The organism is Pseudomonas monteilii, from assembly GCA_001534745.1.
GTDB classification, from domain to species: Bacteria; Pseudomonadota; Gammaproteobacteria; order Pseudomonadales; family Pseudomonadaceae; genus Aquipseudomonas; species Aquipseudomonas alabamensis.
Map to the genome: position 1 here is coordinate 2,583,051 of CP013997.1, position 16,267 is coordinate 2,599,317.

At 62.5% G+C, this 16,267-nt stretch carries 15 protein-coding genes and 1 pseudogene; 10 read left to right on the forward strand and 6 right to left on the reverse strand.

From position 1 onward, the window contains the following. Positions 1-125: 125 nt before the first annotated feature. From APT63_11035 to APT63_11050, 4 genes are all read right to left on the reverse strand, one after another. Positions 126-944, reverse strand: a complete 819-nt coding sequence (locus APT63_11035; protein ID AMA46119.1) for a hypothetical protein — start codon at positions 942-944, stop codon at positions 126-128. An 866-nt stretch (positions 945-1,810) separates the two neighbouring features. Further along, a complete protein-coding gene (locus APT63_11040; GenBank protein AMA46120.1) occupies positions 1,811-3,835 on the reverse strand; it encodes a hypothetical protein in 2,025 nt (674 codons plus the stop codon). Further along, entirely contained in the window at positions 3,832-6,393 is a 2,562-nt protein-coding gene (locus tag APT63_11045; GenBank protein ID AMA46121.1) for a type IV secretion protein Rhs, read from the reverse strand. The genes APT63_11040 and APT63_11045 overlap by 4 nt, the downstream gene beginning before the upstream one ends. A gap of 136 nt (positions 6,394-6,529) precedes the next feature. After that, positions 6,530-7,063: a hypothetical protein gene (locus APT63_11050; GenBank protein AMA46122.1), complete on the reverse strand. Its 534-nt coding sequence runs from the start codon at positions 7,061-7,063 to the stop codon at positions 6,530-6,532. Positions 7,064-7,402: 339 nt separating this feature from the next. On the opposite strand from APT63_11050, the pseudogene APT63_11055 reads away from it, so the two are divergent. The 10 genes and pseudogenes from APT63_11055 to APT63_11100 all read left to right on the forward strand — a co-directional run bounded on the left by APT63_11055 (position 7,403) and on the right by APT63_11100 (position 13,529). After that, positions 7,403-7,648, forward strand: a pseudogene (locus APT63_11055) (hypothetical protein). A gap of 78 nt (positions 7,649-7,726) precedes the next feature. Next, on the forward strand, positions 7,727-8,122 hold the full coding sequence (locus APT63_11060; protein ID AMA46123.1) for an aldehyde-activating protein: 396 nt from the start codon (positions 7,727-7,729) through the stop codon (positions 8,120-8,122). A 268-nt stretch (positions 8,123-8,390) separates the two neighbouring features. Continuing rightward, positions 8,391-8,960 (forward strand): hypothetical protein, encoded by a 570-nt coding sequence (locus APT63_11065; GenBank protein AMA47865.1) that lies wholly within the window; start codon positions 8,391-8,393, stop codon positions 8,958-8,960. Between the two features lie 149 nt (positions 8,961-9,109). Next, entirely contained in the window at positions 9,110-9,637 is a 528-nt protein-coding gene (locus APT63_11070; protein ID AMA46124.1) for a diguanylate cyclase, read from the forward strand. Between the two features lie 463 nt (positions 9,638-10,100). Next, entirely contained in the window at positions 10,101-10,493 is a 393-nt protein-coding gene (locus APT63_11075) for a sulfurtransferase (protein ID AMA46125.1), read from the forward strand. A gap of 1 nt (position 10,494) precedes the next feature. Then, on the forward strand, positions 10,495-10,854 hold the full coding sequence (locus tag APT63_11080) for a sulfur relay protein TusC (protein ID AMA46126.1): 360 nt from the start codon (positions 10,495-10,497) through the stop codon (positions 10,852-10,854). Further along, a complete protein-coding gene (locus tag APT63_11085; protein AMA46127.1) occupies positions 10,851-11,150 on the forward strand; it encodes a sulfur relay protein DsrH in 300 nt (99 codons plus the stop codon). Before APT63_11080 ends, APT63_11085 begins: the two co-directional genes overlap by 4 nt. Next, positions 11,147-11,482 (forward strand): sulfur relay protein TusE, encoded by a 336-nt coding sequence (locus APT63_11090; protein AMA46128.1) that lies wholly within the window; start codon positions 11,147-11,149, stop codon positions 11,480-11,482. Before APT63_11085 ends, APT63_11090 begins: the two co-directional genes overlap by 4 nt. Then, positions 11,479-12,480, forward strand: coding sequence for a hypothetical protein (locus APT63_11095; protein ID AMA46129.1), 1,002 nt, complete (start codon positions 11,479-11,481; stop codon positions 12,478-12,480). Before APT63_11090 ends, APT63_11095 begins: the two co-directional genes overlap by 4 nt. 80 nt (positions 12,481-12,560) lie before the next feature. Beyond that, positions 12,561-13,529, forward strand: coding sequence for a glutathione-dependent reductase (locus APT63_11100; GenBank protein ID AMA46130.1), 969 nt, complete (start codon positions 12,561-12,563; stop codon positions 13,527-13,529). Positions 13,530-13,595: 66 nt separating this feature from the next. Here APT63_11100 and APT63_11105 read toward each other — a convergent pair whose 3' ends face one another. Together APT63_11105 and APT63_11110 are read right to left on the reverse strand one after the other, a co-directional pair. Further along, complete coding sequence (locus tag APT63_11105) at positions 13,596-14,978, reverse strand: sirohydrochlorin ferrochelatase (protein ID AMA46131.1); 1,383 nt, start codon at positions 14,976-14,978, stop codon at positions 13,596-13,598. Then, on the reverse strand, positions 14,979-16,259 hold the full coding sequence (locus tag APT63_11110; GenBank protein ID AMA46132.1) for a serine--tRNA ligase: 1,281 nt from the start codon (positions 16,257-16,259) through the stop codon (positions 14,979-14,981). Positions 16,260-16,267 lie beyond the last annotated feature (8 nt).

Below are 16,267 nucleotides of genomic sequence, written 5' to 3' on the forward strand. Positions count from 1 at the left end.
CGGGCACCTGGCTTTGTCGCCCATGACCGCTGGCGTTTTACCGTTGAGGGTGTGGGTGCCAGCCAGTTGGCATGAGATCACACTGCCACCGCTGCTGGTAGGGTCCCCCAAGCAGATAGGAGCCCTCATGCCGGGGGTGGTCCGTTACCGGGGAGGCCATAGATGAACGGATCAGCGCCGCGGTTCTGCTCGTTCTTCGCCTTGCGTGCCTCAGTGGGCGGGCTGATCATCTGCACGGTGAGGCTGCCGTCACTACCGGCATACACCACGGCACTGGCGCCGCCATCAAGGTAACTGGCGATGGTGGCCAGGTTGATTTCCACCAGCGCGCTGCTGACACCGGTATTGCCCAGGCGTCGACCGATGTCGTAGCCCTCCTCCACATTACCCACGTCCAGGCCATGGCCATCGGTATTGAGGCTGTGCAAGGCATTGGTCAGGGAGATTTCCGCTTCGGTGTTGTCGGTGGTGTCGTAGAACACGCGTACCGGTTTCTGCCCATCGGGCAAGGTGTCGAGCGCCTTGAGCCAGCCCGCTTGCAAGGCCTTGGCCTGTAAGGCGGGTTTGAGGCGCTGGCCGTTTTCGTCCTGCATCGAGACCTTGATCGGGCGGTGCAGGTAGCCCAGCACTGGCGCGGCGTCGAACTCTTTGAGCTGGTGTTCGGCCCAACGCACGGGCAGCCAGGGGGATGGTTCGAAATGGCCCGGGCCGCGGTTGCTGATGGTCTTCCACAAGGTGGGCAGTTGGGATTGCCAGTAGGTGGTGGACATGGTGCCTGGATCTACCGAAAACTTGACACCCTTGACATGTTCGGCAGCTTCATACCAATCTATGAATGCCTTGTCCTGTTTCCAGTAAAACTCCCATAACTTACCCAGATCAGTGCTCTTATTCTGATTGTCTTCAACGTCGCGGGTAACGAACGGACGTATATAGCGATCCACCCTATCCGAGCGTGTGACCAACAGGCCAGTAGCGTTTTGGTAAATGGTCGGAACCACATGTCCATTTTGTAGACCTGGCGTGCTCGGTTTTCGATAGAGGTTCCGCGTTATGTCACCATCTTCGCTTGCAATCAATGCCTGAGGCACTTTGGAGTTATCGTCGAAAAAAGTGAACAGCCGTTCGATCATGCCCTGTGCATGGGTCGCGCTTTCATTGTCTTGCCACAGAAACTGAGTAACTCCCAAGGTCGCAGCATTACGGCCTGAGTTAATCAGGCCCGCTGCGCTAGAGGCGCTGTCGTACGGGGCAGGCGGACCCAGCGCAAACACCGGAATTGGCCAATACGCTACTGCCTCACCAGCCGAATTTTTGAAGGCGATACGAACTTTAGTACGTGCGGAGTCCTCCCTCGACAATAGCGATGGGTTGTAGTCTTTCGCATCCTGCGAGTAGACAGAAGCGAAGTTGTCGTTTTTTTTCTTGATGAACTGCCAAATTTTGGACTGCCCATCTGAGTGCACCCCAAGCCCCACTCCCCGAATCTCTAGTGCGTAGGTCCGTGCTTGTATAGCTTGTTGCTCGGCGCTTTTGGATTCTATCTGGTTTTTGTAAGTAGCAATCTCTGCTTTCTGATTCGCAAGGGCGTTGCCCCACCAATGAATGCCGAAGATCACTAAGATCATGCCGACAATCACTGCAATGCCCCATGCCAAGACGGGCTTCATATTGCTAAGTACCATATCGGTTTCCTGTGCTTTGAGTTGGACAGTCCAGATGAAGAAAATCCAGACCGCAATCAGCGCCCCAGCGATTAGCCGATAGGGTTTTAGATTAGGCCGTGACTTTGAGATAACTGAGAGGTCCTTCATCTGCCAAAGCCCCTCACAGGTAGGTTGACCAATAAAGACGGCGGCTTGAATGATACAAAATCAGAAGATGGAAACAGGCCTTTGCTATAATATTGAAAACTGGCATTTACTAATGCTTGGGCTTCCTCGCTCAGCTTTGCCCACCCCGATAATTTAGTGATTTTCATAAACCTATCTTTATCAATCTTCCAGTCCGCAATCTCCACCAACACTTCACGCATGTCCGGATCATCAAGGCTGTGAGCCTGGCCAATCGCAATGTCCATCGCCGTCACCCAGCGATGGTTCTCCGGGCTACGTAGAACGGCCGAATGGTAGCTGTTAGCAACCATCTCCTTCGGATCTGTGGACAGTCGGGCCTTGATTTCGTTAGGCGTCTCTTCGCGGTAAATGACATATCGATCCGCGCCCAGGCCGATAGCACGGCCCGGCAGAGGTTTTATCTGCATCTCTCTAGTCTGATCACCGGGCTCTTTGCCAGCGTTCCACTGGACACGTTCTTTTGTCAGATTGACTCGGTTGCGGATGGTACGCTCTGGGACCCATCTGAACCTGGCACTCGGATTGCCCAGCGCTGCGCAGATGCTCACGTCGTCCGGGCTGTCCAGCCCTGCCTGGGTGGGTGTGCCGGTTACTGCCTCGCCGCCAAACAGCTGTGGCGCATGCGGTGGACTCAAGGGCTCGGCGTTAATCAAGCGTTCATGACCGTTTATCATCGGCGCTTGCGAGGCCGCGCTGGGAATCGTCCAGCCGCCGGGGTAACGAGGTTCTCCCTCGGCGCGTAGCAGCGTTTGCTGAATGGCTTGACCGACCAGTACTGGCTCGCCATTGCGATGACGCTTTGTCCACATGCGCTGATAGAAGCGCAATGACTGCAACGCCTTCATTGCCGGCTTGCCATCAGGCAAGGCATTGGGTACACCATAGGTACCGATGCCCTCCATTTTATCCAGCGCAACGGTGGTGTCCTGCGGGCAAAAGTACAGGTACACCTTGCCGCGGTTGTCGCGTTCGGGAAAGACGGTCAGGTTGCCGACCTTGTCCTTGCGGGAGCCTTGCATGGGTGACCACTTGGGACCGGTACGACCGCCATAGGTCTTACTGTCCCTGAGCGCGGAAAGCGGCGGCTGGGCATGGGGTGCCTGAGTAACCGCGGTAACGATGTTGATCAACGTCGCGAGCGTGTCATGGCCTTTGGGTGTGGCCCTGGGCAGCACGCTGTAAGGCGTGTCCACCATGATGATGGTGTCGGCACAGCGCTGGCCCTTGTCGATCAGCATGGCTTGGGCAAGCAGGGTAATCAAGGTGCCCTGGCTGTGGCCCATGATGGTGATGGTTTCATCGGGCGATACACGACGGATCTCGCTGACCAGCATGGCCAGACGGGTAGCTGCGAATACAAAGTAACGCCGGTGTGGTCCCTCTCCCATCCACTGAGTGTTGGGGAGACTAGGTTGTAAGCCATATCGGATGTAATCGTCAAAGCCTGGACCGTACATTTCCAGCAGGTTGTTGGTGGCATTGGTGAAAAAACCGCCGCCCTTGGCAAAGTGCCGGTCCAAACGATTCTCGAAAACATCCTGGTATTGGTCGCGAAGCTTGAACGGGTCATCGTTCTTGTCGCGCCTTATCTCGCCGGGCTCGGCGCGATAGCCCCAATAGAACGGGATCATGAGGCTGCGAGTTTTGGGATCGTCCGCGTCTCGCTTATAAAGAAACGTATCGGGATCGTCGAGAGTGGCTTTATGATCCTCACTGCGCTCCTCAGCCGGAGTATCTTTTGCAACCCTGTAGGCAGCCCCATACCGCCCCGCCTTCAGATCAGGCCGATCCAGCCGCTCGTTCACCCCCTGACACAACCCCGTCTCCACCGACTCGTACGAAGCCCCCGGATCGTTCACGCCATGCAGGAAGATCACCACGCCTGGCAGGTCGGCAGGCACCTCCAGCTTGCGTTCGCTGTTGAAGTTGGGAACCAGTCGAGTGACGCGTTCGGCCACCGTGTGCTGTTCGCCACTCATTGGTTGCCTCCTGTTCTGCCGGTGCTGCGCAGGGCAGCCACGTGTGCCTGGTGCATCGCTTCGCGTTCGACGTGCTCGGTGAGCCCGTTGGCGTCGGTCAGGCCCTGCACGGTGCTGCCGTCATCGAGCTTGATCTGGTAGGCGTGGTCGACGGCCATGCGCACGCTGTCGTCAGCGTGCCCCGGGTAGTGGAAGGCCAGACGTTGCGCCGCCGGGTCGCGGGTGAAGGCGGGCAACGGGGCGCTGTCGGTGCGGGGGCCGACCCAGTCATGCTCGCTGGCATGGACGGTCACCTTGCCTTGGCTGCCGATTTCGACGCCGCCGCCGATCTTGATGTAGCTGCCATCGTCGGCCACCAGGCGCAGGGTCGGCGCGGTGATGACCACCTCACCCTCGGCGGCCGACAGGTGCAGGTTCTTCTGTGCGTTGACGGTGATGTCGTCTTCCTGGGCCTGGACCAGCACCTTGCCGCGGTTGGCGATGGCGCTGATGCCTTCATCCTGGGCGAAGGCACTGATGCCCTTGCCGGCCTGCAGACGCATGGCGGCGCCGCTGGTCAACTGCAGATGGTCCTGGGCGGTGGTGTCGTGGTTGGCACCGGCATAGTGAATTTGCGAGCGAGGGGTGGCACTGGCGATACCGGCTTCGGCCGCAACGGCCATGACGGGCTCGCCCGGGGTGTCGCTATCGGGCGCTGGCCACTGCTTCAGCGCCTGACTCAAGGCGTCCATGCCCTCGCCGTCCACCGCTGCCCCACCTCGCGCCGCGGCAGTCTGGCCGAGGCTTTTGAACAGCTCCCCGCACTCGGCCAGCAGCGTCAGCAGCTCTTCACGGTCCAGCTGTGCCCCCGCGGCCTCCCGGCGGGCGTAGGTGGTCAGCAGCATGCCTTGGGCGGCGCGCAGGGCAATCGCGGCGTCGGTGCGCAATTCAGCCCCGTCGCCACGGGCATTGGCCTGGCCATCGGTACGTGGCTCGGTGAGTTTGCCCAGATTGAGCGCTGTGGCCTGGTGCGTGGTGCCGACACGGGCCCGCAAGGCGCCAGGCGTGTCGTCGAACAATAGCTCGTTGAAACCGCGGCCCTTGTGCTCCTGGGTCTGGATGCCGGAAAGCGCGCGGTTGCCGGGCAGGCCGGAGGCCTTGCTGAAGCGCGGCGGTGTCTGTTCGGCGTTGTCCAGCACCGAGGTCACCACGGGGCGATCGATGTCGCCGGCCAGGAAGGTGACCAGCACTTCCTGGCCGATACGCGGTACGAATTGATGGCCGAAGCCGCTGCCAGCGCTGGGCATCGCGACCCGCACCCAGGTGGTTCCCTGCGGCAGGCTGCCGCTGCGTTGCCAGTGGAACCGGACCTGGACCCGCGCCAGCTCGTCCGTGTAGACCTCTTCATCCTGCGGGCCGACCACGATCGCAGTGAGTGGCCCATTGATGGTCGGGCGCGGCACGGTGATCGGGTGGCGGTAAGGGATGTGCTGGCGAATACAGACGAACTGGTTGTCGTAACCTGCAGGCTCATCGGAGAAGTAGTTGTTGCGCCCACGGTGCTCGACCGACACGAGCAGGAACTGACGCGCGTCTGCCGGGCCCTCATCATGGTCGAAGTGCTGGGTCAGTTCGAAAGTGTAGCCCGCACGCATGGCCCGGCAGTTGCTGGCGCCGGTGAAGGTCTTGGCCTGGACTTCCATGGCCTCCAGGCGGCGACGGACCAGCGCCTGACCCCCTTCAGGCAGGCGGTGACTGTAGGCACCGAGCACATCGTAGATCTCGTAGGACGCGACATCGCCCTGTTCGTTGAGGCTGTCCATGTGGATGGGCAGCGGGTTTCTTGGCTGCTTGTAATCGAACGTCTGGATGGCCATCTTGCCCGACTGCATTTCCCGATGGCTGCGCCATTGGGTGATGGCGTCGTCGGTCTCGGTGACGGCGGCGCTGTGGTAGCGGATATGCGGTTGTTCGGGCAACGCCTGCAGCGCCTGGGATTCATCGGCGATGATCAGGCGATGCCCGTCCGTGTCGTGATCGAAGTAGAAGAACAGGCCATCCTGCTCCAGCAGGCGCAACACGAAATCCAGATCGGTTTCGCGATACTGGGTGATGTAGCTGTGGGAATCGAGCGGCTTGAGCAGGCGAAACTCGAATGCAGCCAGCCCGCCGTAATGCTCGAAAACGGTGCGAATGACCGTTTCGATGGTCTGCTCTTGAAAGATCCGCGAATCGACGCGTCGCGTCAGCATCCACAGCCAGGGGCTCAGTGTCGCACTGTAGCGCGCCAGGCCACCGTCGCTGCCCAGCAGGTTGAACTGGGTGATGTGCCCATGGACAGGACGTACGCCGCCGTCGGCCAGTTCGATGTCCAGACGGGCCGGCTGGCCGATCAACGACTTGAGTTCGAGCCTGGCGTCCTGGCTGATCAGGGACAGCTTGAAGCTGAACAGCGTGGACAACCCTTCATGGCCGCTGAAGTGCTCCAGCAGCAACGTCTGGTCATCTCGAAAGGGCGTGGTGAGCTTGATCAGCCGACGGTTCTGTGGTGCGAAGATCTTCGTCAAGTCCATGACGATACTGCTCCTTGATAAAACAAGCAGCGGAAAGTATCACAATCGTCAGGACTTCAATCACTTGGATTCGCTAGGAGTTGAAGAACTGTGACAGGCGTCCCATTGACAGCAATCGTTCCGTGTTATCAGCAACATCAACTCAGTCTGGCGCCGTCACCCGGTAGAGCCCGCCCTCCCCGGCAACGAAACCGGCTTGGGTGAACATCACATAAGGGGTCTTTTCTGGATACCTGCGACGATCGCGATCCTCGCTTTCGGACGGGTTATCCGCACTGCCTGCCGAGAACTGAAAGAGAAAAAGGCCTTCGGTCGATAGCGCGCACGTCAGCTGATCAGGCAGTGTCCCACCCTCCGCACGCATCTCCTTCTCTTTATCCTCGGGCAACCCGACCTTCAGCGGTATGCGCACCCATTGACCTGCGACGTCACCTTTGGCCATCAGTGCAAAGCCGGCGGCGTCTTTAACGACCTTCAGCGCTACTTCATCTCGAGGCGGGGAGGTTTCGATGATGCTTTTATCTTCAGGCTGGGTGGCGAAACTACCGATGAAGCCATCGCATTCATACTTGGAGGCTGCTGCCGAACCGCTGAACGCCAGTGCGAGCGGCAATGCAATGAATGAAGCCCGCAAAAGGCCAACGCTTGAGGTGGTAAGACGAGAATCGATACGCATGGAAGTCCTTTTCAATAGTCGGTTGAAGCCTGGTGATGCAGTCGTGCCATACAGATCATGCCGCATTGAGCGGCCCAGGTGTTCCAGATTCTGCGCAACATGTCGAAAAATCCAAACAGCGTCTAGTAACCTCAAGGGCTCGTAGACGCCTCGGTCAATGACCCCATTGAGCCTCTTCGCAGCGCTTCCAGGCTGCAATAGAACACCTGCCCACCCGTCCAGCCTGGATGCAAAGCCAGTAACCAAGCCCTGCGTCTTGTAGTAGCGTCACCCCCTCAACGAACGGCCCGGTCCGTCATCGTCAGCCCAGGGACCGGGCGATTGCGATCAGGAGGCAACATGCAACCGGTGGTAGGCCAAGACGCACTCGATTCGGCATTGATCGCGTTCGCGCGGTACAAGATCGGGGAAACGAAATTTTCCGCACTGGAGCGTGCGATGAGTTTCGAGGTCGGCGAGGCGCTTTCCCGAAGCGAGTGGGTGAGGTTCTCGATTTCGAAACTGCCGTCGGGTCGTTATCGCATCGCGGACGAGGGAGAGAACGCCATCACGGAGGCGGGCCGCGCGCACCTCGCGGCGCTTCGAGCGACTCAGGGTTGTCACGAGCCCCAGCTGGCTTCGCATGCCGTGACACCTTTGCTCACACCTGGACAGGCCTGAGCCATGAAAGGAAGCTGCGCCTGCGGCGCCGTCGCGTATGGGATCGACAGCATCGACATGCCGATCAGTCACTGCCACTGCCGCACGTGTCGTAAAACCCACGCCGCTGCCTATGTCACCACGGCAGGCGTGCTCAGGCATCACTTCACCTGGACGCGTGGCACGCTAGCCCTGAAAGCGTTCGAATCCTCGCCAGGCAAACGCCGATTCTTCTGCGGCCACTGCGGCTCGCACCTGGCAGCCGAGCGGGATGGCGCTGCTGCGATGATCATACGGGTGGCGACACTGGACGATGCGCCTCCTGCCCGTCCCGCATTCCATATCTGGACCGCGCATGCCGTGGACTGGCTGGACGGTGAGGGTTTGCCCGAGTACCACCAGTGGCAGCCTGACCGTTAACGTCCGACAGCCTCCTGAATGGTGGCAGGTCCAAACGCGACAAGGTGCGTGCTACCCACGTGCCTTGCGCCGCAAATCCGGTTACAGTAGCGCCCCTTGTTGGGGAGTAGCCTGCCCTTGACCGCGGTCAAGGTGCGTTCGTGTCAACATTCTTGGCCACCTGCCATGGCACGAACACCTTTCGGTTGGCGAGACCAGCGATGCCTCCATGCCCCAGGTCGGGCGTGTGGCGGCGTCGTTGACTCACAGCCCGACCGGATGCACGACCGTGAGCCTGATTTCCCTTTTCTTCATTGCCTTGGCCATGTCCACCGATGCCTTCGCCGCCGCCATCGGCAAAGGGTCCAGCCTGCACAAGCCCACCTTGCGCGAAGCATTGCGTACAGGCGTGATCTTCGGCCTCATCGAAGCGGTGACGCCGCTCGTCGGCTGGGCCATCGGCCAGGTCGCCGCGCGCCATGTCGCGCAGTGGGACCACTGGATCGCCTTCGTGCTGCTGGTGGCGCTGGGGCTGCACATGATCTACAACGGTTGCAAGCACGATGAGGCCGAGGACGAAAAGCCCGCCCAGCACTCGTTCTTCAGGCTGGCGCTCACGGCCTTCGCCACCAGTATCGATGCCCTGGCGGTCGGCGTAGGCCTGGCCTTCGTCGACGTCAACATCCTGGTGGCGGCCGGCGCCATCGGCGTGGCCACGCTGGTCATGGTGACCGTGGGGGTGATGCTGGGTCGCGCACTGGGCGCCGTGGTCGGCAAACGGGCCGAGATCGTGGGGGGCGTGGTGCTGATGCTGGTCGGTGCCACCATCCTCTACGAGCACCTGTCAGCGGCTGCCTGAGTCAAGAACAGGCTTGGCGTGCGAACCTTGATCAGCGACCATTGTCCGATCGCTGGGCCGCGCGCCGCTTGCCGTGGATACCCCAATGCCTCACGCTGCATGGATTGCTAACAGGTACGTTAGCCGACCGGATTCTGGAGCTTCCTTCAATGCCTTCTTCACACTTGCAGCCTCATGACTATCTGTCGCCCGAAGAACGTTCCGCGATCGCCGAAATCGAGGCGACGACCAGCATTCTGCGGCTGGTCACCCGGTTGACCGGCATGCGGTTCGCCGGGATCGCCAAGTTCACCGACACCGAATGGATCACCTGCATGGTGCATGACGTCGGTGAACTGGGCATCGAGGAAGGTGACTGCGAACCTCTGGAAGTCACGTTGTGCAGCGAGTTCAAACGCGATCCACGTGCTTTGCTGGTGCCCAAGATCAGCGAGGACGTCCGTTTCGCCACCCGGCCCGTGGTCAAGCGCTTCGACCTGGAAAGCTACGCCGGGGTGCCGATCTTCCTGCCCGATGGCCGTCTGTACGGTGCCCTCTGCGCGCTGGATTCCGAGCCTACGCTGTTCGACAACCCAGACCTGGCCGAAACCCTGGACCTCTTCGCTCGCCTGATCGGGTGCATCTTCTACGCCAACCTGGCCCCTCAGCCGACGCCTCCCGTGGCCCAACCCGCCTGACGGGCAACAGCCTCGAAACGGGCGGAAACAACCGCCCGCTCCACGCCCGAAGTTCAGCGCGAATGACCCGCGGTAGCGATTATTTCGTACCCGACGAACTGCTCTAAAAAAACTGAATCCTGCCCGCGACGCCTCAGTCAAGAATCATGAACGCAGTTAATCTGACGAGGTAACAGCCATGACTATCGAAGCAGAGACACTCGTACAACTGACCGAGGCACTTCAGGAACGCGGCTTGACGCTGGTCTCAGACATCCACTTCACACGTGCCCCCTACCGGCACAACAACCGCTGGATCTGCATGGTCGAATATTCGGCTCAGGCGTGATTCGCGCGTCACAGCGACGACCCGTTGCTGACCCGATGCACCTGGCGCCGCGTCGCCAGGGTGCAGGGGACGTGTAGGGGTACGGCCACCCAAGTTTTGCTTTATCATGGCGGCAGTTACCAGACAGAGCCTTCCATGAGATTCGCCATCGCGGTTTTTTCCCCCGCCCATGCGCCCTCCTCGCGCCGTGCACTGCGGTTCGCCGAAGCGATCCTGGCCGGCGGGCATCAGATCGAGCGCCTGTTCTTCTATCAGGACGGTGTCCACAGCGCCTCGGGCAATATCGTCGCGCCGCAGGATGAGTGCGACATTGCCGCTCAATGGCGCCAGTTCATCACCGAGCACCAACTCGACGCGGTGGTCTGCATCGCCGCTGCCTTGCGCCGGGGCGTACTCGACGCCTCGGAAGCCAGCCGTTACCAGCGTGAGGCTGCCAACCTGCCTGCGCCTTGGGTGCTGTCAGGGCTAGGCCAGCTGCACGAAGCGGCACAATCGGCCGACCGCCTGGTCTGCTTCGGAGGCGACTGACATGAGCCACTCCCTGTTGATCATCAGCCGTCAGGCACCTGGGTCGGGCCTGGGCGCACGGGAAGCGCTGGACATCGCTTTGGCAGGCGGAGCCTTCGACCTGCCGCTGGGCATGCTCTTTCTCGACGACGGCGTTTTCCAGCTGCTCGACCGGCAACGACCTGCGCACCTAGAGCAGAAGCGCCTGGCCGCCAACCTGCAGGCGCTGCCGCTGTTCGGTGTCGAGCAGTTGTACGCCTGCGCCGCCAGCCTCGCTAGCCGTGGCCTGGCCGACGAGACCTTGGCCCTGCCAGTCGAGACGCTCGATGACGCAGGGCTGCGCGCCCTGCTTGCCCGCTTCGATCAGGTGATGACCTTATGAGCACCACGTTGCATGTGATCGCCCACTCGCCGTTTGGCGACGAGCGTCTGTCCAGTTGCCTGCGCCTGCTAGGTGCCGACGACAGTCTGCTGCTGTGCGGCGAGGCAGTCCAGGCCCTGCGCAGCGGCACCGCACCCCAGGCTCAGCTGCGCGACGCCAGGCTGCAGGGCCGACTGTTCGCCTTGAGCGAGGACCTGGAGGCGCGTGACCTGGCAGACACGTTGGCCGAACGCGTCGATTACCCCGGCTTCGTCGACCTCACCCTGCGCCACGACAAGGTCAACACCTGGCTATGAACGCATTGACGCTGAACGATCGCCAGGTACCCCTGGACAAGGACGGCTTTCTGGTCGACCTGCAGGACTGGTCCCGCGAAGTCGCCGAGGCACTGGCGCTGAACGAAGGCCTGCCGCTGACGCCCGAACACTGGGAAATCCTCGTGCTGCTGCGCCGCTTCCACGAACAGTACGCGCTGTCGCCGGCCACCCGGCCTCTGGTCAAGTACGTCGCCCTGAACCTGGGCACTGACAAGGGCAATAGCGCTTACCTCAATCGCCTGTTCAACGGCACCCCTGCCAAGCTGGCTGCCAAGCTGGCGGGCCTGCCCAAGCCGACCAATTGCATATGACTTCGAACACTTCCCTGCTCCTCGAGACGCCTGAGGAACACCCCTTCGCGACCTTCGTGCGCGTGCTGGGCAAAGGCAAGCGCGGTGCCCGTGGGCTCTCGCGCGAAGAGGCCCGCCAGGCCATGGACATGATCCTGTGCGGCGACGTCGAGGAGGCGCAACTGGGCGCCTTCCTGATGCTGCTGCGGCACAAGGAAGAAACCCCCGAAGAGCTGGCCGGCTTCACTGAAGCAGTTCGCCAGGCACTGGCCGCCCCTGCGCTGGCAGTGGACCTGGACTGGCCCAGCTATGCCGGCAAGCGCCGTCACCTGCCGTGGTACCTGCTGGCGGCCAAGTGCTTGGCGAGCAACGGCGTGCGCATCTTCATGCATGGCGCGGGTGCCCACACCGAAGGCCGCCTGTACACCGAGCAACTGCTCGACCTGCTGCAGATTCCCCTGTGCCGTGACTGGGCATCGGTGGAGGGAGCGCTCGACCAGCATGGGCTGGCGTTCCATCCCCTCCAAGACTGGGCACCTCGCCTGCAGCACCTGATCGACCTGCGCAACGTGCTCGGCCTGCGCTCGCCGATTCACTCGCTGGCCCGTGTGCTCAACCCCCTGAAGGCCCGATGTGCGCTGCAAAGCATCTTCCACCCGGGCTATCAGGCGGTGCACCGCGAAGCCAGTCGCCTGCTGGGCGATCATGCCATCGTGGTCAAGGGTGACGGCGGCGAGATCGAGATCAACCCGGACGTCGTCAGCCACCTCTATGGCACCACCGATGGCCAGTCGTGGGATGACGAATGGCCCGCCCTGAGCGCCCAGCGTCACGTCAAGCCGGCCACCCTCGACCCGAGCCTGCTGCTGGCGGTCTGGCGTGGCGAGCAGTCGGACAGCTACGGCGAGCTGGCCGTGATCGCCACCATGGCCCTGGCCCTGCGCGGCCTCGGCCAGCCGCAGGACGCGGCCTTCGCCCAGGCTCGCCAGTACTGGGAGGCGCGCACGACGACGGTCTGAACGACAGGCCGTCGGATACCCGCGAACCACCGCTCCCGCGTCGGGCTCCAACCTGGACGAGTCTGACGAAGGAGCCTGACATGGGCCTGTTGATCGATGGTCAGTGGCATGACCAGTGGTACGAAAATGGCAAGGATGGGGCCTTCCAGCGCGAGGAGTCCCAGCGCCGCGACACCTCGCTGAGCGCCGAAGCGGGCCGCTACCACCTGTATGTGTCGCTGGCCTGCCCCTGGGCGCACCGCGCCCTCATCCTGCGCAGCCTCAAAGGCTTGGAGCCGATCATCGGCGTTTCGGTCGTCAGCTGGCTGATGGGCGAGCATGGCTGGACATTCGACCGTGACCATGGCTCCACGGGGGATGCCCTCGATGGCTTGCAGTACCTGTACCAGCGCTACACCCAGGACGATCCGCGCTACACCGGGCGCGTGACCGTGCCAGTGCTCTGGGACCGGCAGGCGCAGCGCATCGTCAACAACGAATCGGCGGACATCGTGCGGCTCTTCAACCACGCGTTCGACGACCTGACGGGCAATGACCTGGATCTGTATCCCTCGGCCCTGCAACCGACCATCGATGGGTTGAATGCGCGCATCTACCCGGCGGTCAACAACGGCGTCTACCGTGCCGGCTTCGCCACCACGCAGCAGGCCTATGAAGAAGCCTTCGATGGGCTGTTCGCCGAACTCGATCAGCTGGAGCAGTTGCTCGCGCAACAACGCTACCTGGCCGGGGCCTACCTCACCGAAGCCGATGTCCGCCTGTTCACCACGCTGGTGCGGTTCGATGCCGTGTACCACGGCCACTTCAAGTGCAACCTGCGCCGCGTGGTGGACTACCCGAACCTGTCCAACTGGCTGCGCGAGCTGTACCAGTGGCCTGGCATAGCCGCCACAGTAGACCTGTGGCACATCCAGCATCATTACTACCAGAGCCACACCACCATCAACCCGACCGGTATCGTGCCCAAGGGACCGCACCTGGACTTCGAACGCCCCCATGATCGCGAGCGCCTGCCGGGCCAGGGCATCTGGCGCCGCACGCAGGCCTGACATGAAAACGCCGCGACACCCCAAGGAGGGTCGCGGCGTTTTCACGGACGTGGCCGGTCAATCGTGCTACGCACCCTCGAACCAGGCCAGCTTGTCACGCAACTGCACCACCTCGCCCACGATGACCAGGGTCGGCGCATGCACTTCATGACGCGCGACCAGGTCAGGCAGGTCGGCCAAGGTGCCGACGAATACCCGCTGATTGCGCGTCGTTCCCTGCTGGACCAACGCCGCCGGGGTACTGGCGGCGCGGCCATGGCGGATCAACTCCGCGCAGATGGTAGGCAGCCCCACCAGCCCCATGTAGAACACCAGGGTCTGGGCAGGCGCGACCAGGTCGGACCAGGGCAGGTTGCTGCTACCGTCCTTCAGGTGACCGGTGATGAAGCGCACGGACTGGGCATGGTCGCGGTGGGTCAGGGGAATGCCCGCGTAGGACGAGCACCCGCTGGCCGCCGTGATGCCCGGCACCACCTGGAAGGGGATGCCCTCCTCAGCCAGTTCCTCGATCTCTTCGCCGCCTCGGCCGAAGATGAACGGGTCGCCTCCCTTGAGCCGCAAGACCCGCTTGCCCTGTCGGGCCAGTTCCACCAGCAACCGGTTGATCTGCTCCTGGGGCACCGAGTGTTCGGCGCGGCGCTTGCCCACGTAGATACGCTCGGCATCACGGCGGCACATGTCGATGATGGCGGGCGCCACCAACCGGTCATAGAGCACCACGTCGGCCTGTTGCATCAGGCGCAAGGCGCGGAAGGTCAACAGGTCGGGATCGCCAGGACCGGCGCCGACCAGGTAGACCTCGCCGCCCTGCTGCACCGGCGCGCCATCGACCATGGCCTGCAGCAAGCGCTCGGCCTCGGCGCCCTGCCCAGCCAGCTGACGCTCGGCGATCGGCCCCTGGAACACGGTCTCCCAGAAGCCACGGCGCTGGTTGACGTTCGGGTACAGCGTCTTGACTTTATGCCGGAAACGCGCGGCCAGGCCGGCCAGCTCACCGTAGGCAGCCGGGATCCAGGCTTCGAGCCGGGCCCTGATCAGCCGCGCCAGCACCGGTGCATCGCCGCCACTGGAGACCGCCACCACCAAGGGCGAGCGGTCGACGATGGCCGGGAAGATCACCGTGCACAGGGCCGGTGCATCCACCACGTTGACTGGCAGGCTGCGCAACTGGGCATCGGCCGACACCTGGGCATTGAGGGCAGGATCATCGGTGGCGGCGATGACCAGGCGGCAGCCGTCCAGGTCACTGGCCTGGTAACCGCGCACCTGGACCTCGCCACCGCCCTCGCGCGCCATGGCCGCCAGTTGCCCGTCGACCTCCGGCGCCACCACGCGCAGCGCCGCACCGGCATCGGCCAGCAGACGGGCTTTGCGCAGTGCGATCTCGCCACCACCGACCACCAGCACCTGGGCGCCGTGCAGCTTGTGGAACAGGGGCAGGTAATCCATTTAGCGGATGACCTCGACGCCACCCATGTACGGCTTGAGCACCTCGGGCACACGGATCGAGCCATCGGCCTGCTGGTAGTTTTCCAGCACCGCGACCAGGGTACGGCCCACGGCCAGCCCCGAACCATTGAGGGTGTGCACCAGCTCCGGCTTGCCGGTTTCCGGGTTGCGCCAGCGTGCCTGCATGCGACGCGCCTGGAAGTCGCCGCAGTTGGAGCAGGAGCTGATCTCGCGGTACTTGTCCTGGCTCGGCACCCAGACTTCCAGGTCGTAGGTCTTGACCGCGCTGAAGCCCATATCGCCCGTGCACAAGGCCAGTACGCGGTACGGCAGCTCGAGGGCCTGCAGCACACGCTCGGCATTGGCGGTCAGGCTTTCCAGCGCGTCCATGGACTTGGACGGCTCCACCACCTGGACCATCTCGACCTTGTCGAACTGGTGCTGGCGGATCATGCCGCGGGTATCACGCCCCGACGCACCGGCCTCGCTGCGGAAGCACGGCGTGTGGGCGACGAACTTGACCGGCAGTTGCTTGGCTTCGAGAATCGAGTCGGCCACCAGGTTGGTCAGCGACACTTCGGCGGTCGGAATCAGGTAGAAATCGGCTTCGCCTTCGCGGCTGATCTTGAACAGGTCTTCCTCGAACTTCGGCAGCTGGCCTGTGCCCTGCAACGCCGGCGCCTGAACCAGGTAAGGCGTGTAGGCCTCCTCGTAGCCATGCTCGGCGGTGTGCAGGTTGATCATGAACTGCGCCAGCGCACGGTGCAGGCGCGCGATCGGACCACGCAACACGGCAAAGCGTGCGCCGGACAGCTTGGCGGCCGCTTCGAAGTCCAGCTTGCCGCTCAGCTCGCCCAGGGCGACGTGGTCCTGGATCGGGAAGTCGAACTGGCGAGGCGTGCCCCAGCGGCGCACTTCGACGTTCTCGTCTTCGTCGGCACCGACCGGCACGCTGGCATCCGGCAAGTTGGGAATGGTCAACAGGATGGCATCGAGCTCGGCCTGGATCTGCTCCAGCTCGACCTTGCCGGCGGCCAGTTCGGCAGCCATGCGATCGACGTCGGCCTTCAGCGGCTCGATGTCTTCACCCTTGGCCTTGGCCTGGCCGATGGACTTGGAAATACGGTTGCGGTCGGCCTGCAGCTGTTCGGTACGCGTCTGTACCGACTTGCGGCGCTCTTCCAATGATTCGATGCGCGCGACATCCAGGTTGAAGCCACGGGAGGCCAGGCGACCCGCCACTTCCTGAAGTTGGCCACGTAGCAATTTGGAATCGAGCATATCGTTCT

Bases quoted from the DNA above. Each gene is read 5' to 3' on its own strand.
- APT63_11040 (AMA46120.1), bottom strand. From the start codon at position 3,835: ATGAGTGGCGAACAGCACACGGTGGCCGAACGCGTCACTCGACTGGTT.
- APT63_11050 (AMA46122.1), bottom strand. From the start codon at position 7,063: ATGCGTATCGATTCTCGTCTTACCACCTCAAGCGTTGGCCTTTTGCGG.
- APT63_11060 (AMA46123.1), top strand. From the start codon at position 7,727: ATGAAAGGAAGCTGCGCCTGCGGCGCCGTCGCGTATGGGATCGACAGC.
- APT63_11070 (AMA46124.1), top strand. From the start codon at position 9,110: ATGCCTTCTTCACACTTGCAGCCTCATGACTATCTGTCGCCCGAAGAA.
- APT63_11075 (AMA46125.1), top strand. From the start codon at position 10,101: ATGAGATTCGCCATCGCGGTTTTTTCCCCCGCCCATGCGCCCTCCTCG.
- APT63_11080 (AMA46126.1), top strand. From the start codon at position 10,495: ATGAGCCACTCCCTGTTGATCATCAGCCGTCAGGCACCTGGGTCGGGC.
- APT63_11085 (AMA46127.1), top strand. From the start codon at position 10,851: ATGAGCACCACGTTGCATGTGATCGCCCACTCGCCGTTTGGCGACGAG.
- APT63_11090 (AMA46128.1), top strand. From the start codon at position 11,147: ATGAACGCATTGACGCTGAACGATCGCCAGGTACCCCTGGACAAGGAC.
- APT63_11095 (AMA46129.1), top strand. From the start codon at position 11,479: ATGACTTCGAACACTTCCCTGCTCCTCGAGACGCCTGAGGAACACCCC.
- APT63_11100 (AMA46130.1), top strand. From the start codon at position 12,561: ATGGGCCTGTTGATCGATGGTCAGTGGCATGACCAGTGGTACGAAAAT.
- APT63_11105 (AMA46131.1), bottom strand. From the start codon at position 14,978: ATGGATTACCTGCCCCTGTTCCACAAGCTGCACGGCGCCCAGGTGCTG.
- APT63_11110 (AMA46132.1), bottom strand. From the start codon at position 16,259: ATGCTCGATTCCAAATTGCTACGTGGCCAACTTCAGGAAGTGGCGGGT.